General features: G+C 73.4%; 5 protein-coding genes. 1 reads left to right on the top strand and 4 read right to left on the bottom strand.

What is annotated here, in order from left to right; genetic code table 11:
• Positions 1-126: 126 nt before the first annotated feature.
• The 4 genes from AB0E83_RS35020 to AB0E83_RS35005 form a co-directional block, all read right to left on the bottom strand.
• Positions 127-501, bottom strand: coding sequence for an RNA polymerase-binding protein RbpA (locus AB0E83_RS35020; protein ID WP_026278069.1), 375 nt, complete (start codon positions 499-501; stop codon positions 127-129).
• 255 nt (positions 502-756) lie between these two features.
• Entirely contained in the window at positions 757-2,136 is a 1,380-nt protein-coding gene (locus AB0E83_RS35015; protein ID WP_362120800.1) for an MFS transporter, read from the bottom strand.
• Positions 2,137-2,187: 51 nt separating this feature from the next.
• Positions 2,188-2,952, bottom strand: a complete 765-nt coding sequence (locus tag AB0E83_RS35010) for a glycerophosphodiester phosphodiesterase (protein ID WP_362120798.1) — start codon at positions 2,950-2,952, stop codon at positions 2,188-2,190.
• A complete protein-coding gene (locus AB0E83_RS35005) occupies positions 2,949-3,746 on the bottom strand; it encodes a hypothetical protein (protein ID WP_362120796.1) in 798 nt (265 codons plus the stop codon). Before AB0E83_RS35005 ends, AB0E83_RS35010 begins: the two co-directional genes overlap by 4 nt.
• Positions 3,747-3,898: 152 nt before the next feature.
• Between AB0E83_RS35005 and AB0E83_RS35000 the strand changes: the two genes are divergently transcribed.
• Positions 3,899-5,467: PLP-dependent aminotransferase family protein (locus AB0E83_RS35000; RefSeq protein WP_362120794.1), on the top strand; the 1,569-nt coding region annotated here is incomplete at its 3' end.

The raw sequence follows: 5,467 nt of genomic DNA, 5'->3' as shown, positions 1-5,467 counted from the left end.
GCACCTCTTCGACCAGGTAGTCCGGGGTGAACATCTCCGTCCGCGAGACGATCTCGCCGTCGGGGCGGAGGCCCGGTACACGGATCGTGTACCGGGCCCCTCGGCGTTGCTCTGCCGTGCCGTCCGTCAGGCGGACTTGCGGCTGTCGCGCGGGTGCACCGCGATGTTCATGGCGCCGGAGCGCAGGACGGCCAGCCTCTCGGCGAGGACCTCCTCCAGCTCCTCACGGGTACGCCGCTCCATGAGCATGTCCCAGTGCGTACGCGCCGGCTTGCCCTTCTTCTCCTCCGGTCCGTCCCCGTCCACCAGGAGAGCCTGGCTTCCACAGACCTTGCATTCCCACTCCGGCGGGATCTCCGCCTCGACCGAGAAGGGCATCTCAAAACGATGGCCCTTCTCGCATGCGTACTCCACGGCCTGGCGCGGGGCCAGATCGATGCCGCGGTCGGTCTCGTAGCTGGTCACCACGAGGCGCGTGCCGCGAAGAGCTCGCTCACTCATGAATCGTGCCTCCCGGGCTTGTCGCCCACAGGACAGGTGTCGCTGTCGTCGTCATCCGGTCAACGTCCGGTCGGCGATAAAGATTCCCGTTCCGGGTCACGCGTCGCCCGTCGTGCCGCCCCTTGTTGTACCCACCAGTGCCCGTTTTGTCACATCTGACGCCAGATGTGACTCGACGTTTTCACCAAAGCAGCACGCAGTAACGGTCCGCCTGGCAGGCCAAACGCGTACACTACCGGCCTTTCACTCCCGCGTCTAAATTCGTTCCGGTACGACATTGCCCGCCTCCCGTGCGGCGTCCCGCACGGGCACCCGCGCGAGCAGGGCGAAACCGGCCACGAAGAAGATCACGAGGGAGATGATGGCAGCTCGGTAGCTGTCCGTCAGCTGATACACGAGCCCGAACATCAAAGGACCCAGCCAGCTCAGTCCGCGGTCGCTCAGCTCGTACGCCGAGAAGTACTCCGCCTCCTTGCCCTCCGGCACCAGGTGCGAGAAGAGCGAGCGGGACAGCGCCTGGGTGCCGCCCATCACGAGGCCGATGGCCGCCGCCAGGCAGTAGAAGAAGACCGGCGCTCCGGGCGGCAGCAGGTACCCGGCCGCGAGGATGACCGTCCACACCGCCAGCGCGCCCAGGATCGTCCGCTTGGCGCCGTGCGTCCGGGCGAACCGGGCCATCAGGAGGGCGCCCGCCACGGCCAGGACCTGCACCAGCAGCACCGCCGTGATGAGCGTCGTCTTCTCCAGGCCCAGCTCCTCCTCGCCGAAGATCGCCGCCTGCGAGATCACCGTCTGCACCCCGTCGTTGTAGACCAGGTACGCGAGCAGGAAGGCCAGCGTCAGCGGGTGCCGGCGCATGTCCCTGACGGTCGCCCGCAGCTGCCGCCAGCCGCCTCCGACCGCCCCCTCGCCCGCGGGCCGGTCCGCCCCGGCGGTCCCGGGCGGCAGCCGCCGGTCGCGCAGCCGGCGCAGCGGGATCAGCGCGAACGCGCCCCACCACAGGCCCGCCGAGGCCAGGCAGATCCGCACCGCCTCGCCCTCCTCGAGGCCGAAGGACTCGTGGGCCGAGTACAGGACCAGGTCGAGCACCAGGACCAGGGCGCCCGAGGTGTAGCCGAAGGCCCAGCCGCGCGAGGAGACCTCGTCCCGCTCGTCCGGATCGGCGATCTGCGGCAGATAGGCGTTGTAGAGCATCATCGCCACCGCGAAGGACGCGTTCGCCACGATCAGCAGGAAGGCCCCCAGGAGGTACCGGGTGCCCTCCAGGAAGAACATGCCGGTCGTCGCGCCCGCCCCGATGTACGCCGCCGCCGCGAGCAGCGGCTTCTTCCGGCCCCGGCGGTCCGCCGCCGCGCTCACCAGGGGCATCGCGACGATGGCCACCACGAGCGAGACGGAGATCGCGTACGGGAAGAGCGACCCCGGCGCCACCGGGATGCCGAGCGGGCGCACCAGCCCGTCCTCGCCCGCCGCGTTCTCGGCCACCGACTTGAGGTACGGCCCCAGGAACACGGTCACGACGCTGGTCGAGTAGACCGAGCAGGCGAAGTCGTAGAAGTACCAGCCGCGCTGCTCCCGTCCGCGCGCGGCCGGATCGGTGGTGGGTCCCTCAGGACCGGTCGTCTCGGCGGTCACGGCCGCTCGCCCCCCTCGTTCGTCCCCGTCCCCGGGACGCCCCGTCGGGCCTCAGGCCCATGCCCCGCGGGCGGTGAGGACCTCGCGCAGCGTCTCCAGATGATCGGTCATGATGCCATCGACCCCCAGGTCGAGGAGAGAGTCCATGCGCTCCGGATCGTTCACGGTCCACACGTGCACCTGGAGCCCGCGCGCGTGGGCCGCCCGGACGAACCGGCGGTCCACCACACGGATCCCGCCCTGCGCCTCCGGGACCTGCGCCGCCACCGCGCCCGCCCGCAGCGGGGCCGGGAGCCCCAGCGAGCGCATCCGGAGGGCGGCGACCCCGGTCACGCCGTACGAGGTGGCCAGCCGGGGGCCGGCGAGCCGCTGGGCCCGCGCCACCCGGGCCTCGGTGAAGGAGCTGACCAGGACCCGGTCCCAGGCGTCGGTCCGGGAGATCAGGTCCACCAGCGGGGCGAGCGCCGACTCGGTCTTCAGGTCCACGTTCCAGCGGGCCTCGGGGAACTCCTGGAGCAGGTCCTCGAAGAGCGGCAGCGGCTCCTTGCCGGCCACCCGGGCCTCCCGCACCGCCGCCCACGGCAGGTCCCGGATCCGCCCCGAGGCGTCCGTCACCCGGTCCAGGGTCGCGTCGTGGAAGGCGACGAGCACCCCGTCGGCGGTGGTGTGCACATCGGTCTCGAAATAGCGGTAGCCCGCCGCGGCGGCCCGGCGGAAGGCGGCCGCGGTGTTCTCCAGGCCGTCCGCCGTGCCGCCGCGGTGGGCGAAGGGCAGCGGCAGCGGGTGGTCGAGATAGGGGTGGCGTACGCGAGTCACCGCCGCAGTATGGCGCCTTCCGGTGACTCCCCGGCGACGGCGGCGTCGACGGCGCCCGACGCGGCGGAGGCGGTGCCGGGGGAGGCGGAGGCGGCGTCGGGGGCGTCCGGCGCGGAGGCGGCGGCCGGGCCGGGGGAGGCGGCCGGTCCGGGGGAGGCGGTGGCGTCCGGTCCGGTGGCGGCGTCCGGCTCGGGGACGGCGAAGAAGCGGAGGAAGAACTGGGCGAGCGGGCCGATCGACAGGGCGTAGAGGAGCGTGCCCACGCCGACGGAGCCGCCGAGCAGGAAGCCGGTGGTGACCACCGTGACCTCGATCAGGGTCCGGGCCAGCCGGATCGACCAGCCGGTCACCCGGTGCAGCCCGGTCATCAGGCCGTCCCGCGGGCCGGGACCGAACCGGGCCGCGATGTACAGGCCGGTCGCCACGCCGTTCAGCACGATGCCCAGGACCAGCAGGGCGATCCGGACGGGCAGGCCGTGGCCGTCGGGGAGCAGCGCCAGGGTGCCGTCCATCGCCAGGCCGATCACGAACACGTTCGACACCGTGCCCAGGCCCGGCCGCTGCCGGATCGGGATCCACAGCAGCAGGACCAGCGCGCCGACGACGATCGACACCACCCCGATCGTCAGCCCCGTCCGCTCGGCCAGGCCCTGGTGGAGCACGTTCCACGGCTCCATGCCGAGCCCCGCCCGGACCAGCAGGGCCGAGCTGACCCCGTACAGGGTCAGGCCCGCGTAGAGCTGGACGAGCCGCCGGGTCAGGTGCCGGCCGCGCGGGCCGGAGGCGATGGACATGGAGGAGCCCCCTTGGGTGGTGACGGCCGTGGAGCCGAGGTGATGGCTGTGGGACGCGGTCCCGTGTGGTGGTGGTGGACCGACCCATGACACTCTGTGGCGGGAGAACCGAAGCCAACCATGGCCAATTCGAGGAAGGTGGACTGATTTCCATGGCTCAGTGGACCTCGGCCGTCGGGGCCGCCCAGCTCGCCCGGCAGCTCCAGGCGCAGCAGCCCCGCCCGGCGGGCCCCGGCACGCGGAAACCGCCCGCCTACCGCGCCCTCGCCGACGGCATCCGCCTGCTCGTCCTGGAGGGCCGGGTGCCGGTCGCCGCCCGGCTCCCCGCCGAGCGGGAACTCGCCCTCGCCCTCACCGTCAGCCGCACCACCGTGGCCGCCGCCTACGAGGCGCTGCGCACCGAGGGCTTCCTGGAGTCCCGGCGCGGCGCCGGCAGCTGGACCGCCGTCCCCGCCGGGAACCCGCTGCCCGCGCGCGGCCTCGAACCGCTGCCGCCGGAGGCCCTCGGCTCCCTCATCGACCTCGGCTGCGCCGCCCTCCCGGCCCCCGAGCCCTGGCTGACCCGCAGCGTCCAGGGCGCCCTGGAGGAGCTGCCGCCGTACGCGCACACCCACGGCGACTATCCGGCCGGCCTGCCCGCGCTGCGCGCCATGCTCGCCGAGCGCTACACCGCCCGCGGCATCCCCACCATGCCCGAGCAGATCATGGTCACCACCGGCGCCATGGGCGCCATCGACGCCATCTGCCACCTCTTCGCCGGGCGCGGCGAGCGGATCGCCGTCGAGTCCCCCTCGTACGCCAACATCCTCCAGCTCATGCGGGAGGCCGGCGCCCGGCTGGTCCCGGTCGCCATGTCCGAGGGGCTGGGTAGCTGGGACCTCGGCCGCTGGCGCCAGGTGCTGCGCGACGCCGCGCCCCGCCTCGCGTACGTCGTCGCCGACTTCCACAACCCGACCGGCGCCCTCGCCGACGAGGACCAGCGGCGGCGGCTCGTGGAGGCGGCCCGCGCGGCCGGCACGGTCCTCGTCGTCGACGAGACCATGACCGAGCTCCACCTCGACGACGACGTGGAGATGCCCCGGCCGGTCTGCGCCTTCGACCCGGCCGGCTCCACGGTCCTCACCGTCGGTTCGGCCAGCAAGGCGTTCTGGGCCGGGATGCGGATCGGCTGGGTCCGCGCCGCGCCCGACGTCATCCGCTCCCTCGTCGCCGCCCGCGCCTACGCCGACCTGGGCACGCCCGTCCTGGAACAGCTCGGCGTCAACTGGCTGATGCGCACCGGCGGCTGGGAGGAGGCGGTCGGCCTGCGCCGGGCCCAGGCCCGCGAGAACCGGGACGCGCTGGTCGCGGCGGTCCGCAAGGAGCTGCCGGAGTGGGAGTTCGAGGTGCCCGGGGGCGGCCTGACGCTCTGGGTGCGCACCGGCGGGCTCTCCGGCTCGCGGCTGGCCGAGGCGGGCGAGCGGGTCGGCGTCCGCGTCCCCTCGGGCCCCCGCTTCGGCGTCGACGGCGCCTTCGAGGGGTACATCCGGCTGCCGTTCACCGTCAGCGGCCCGGTCGCCGAGGAGGCCGCCGCCCGGCTCGCCGCCGCGGCCCGGCTGGTGGAGTCGGGCCTGGGCGGGGGAGTGGAGCCGCCGCGGACGTTCGTCGACTTAGGATCCTCCGAGGCGATGAATGCGGCCAATCCGCAGGTGGAGTGCCCGTCCTCCGGAACCGCCAGTTCC

Origin of the sequence: Streptomyces sp. NPDC035033, assembly GCF_040636735.1 — a bacterium.
Lineage (GTDB): Bacteria > Actinomycetota > Actinomycetes > Streptomycetales > Streptomycetaceae > Streptomyces.
Note: the sequence above shows the minus strand (reverse complement) of the source record. Positions and strands in the feature narration are given on the sequence as shown.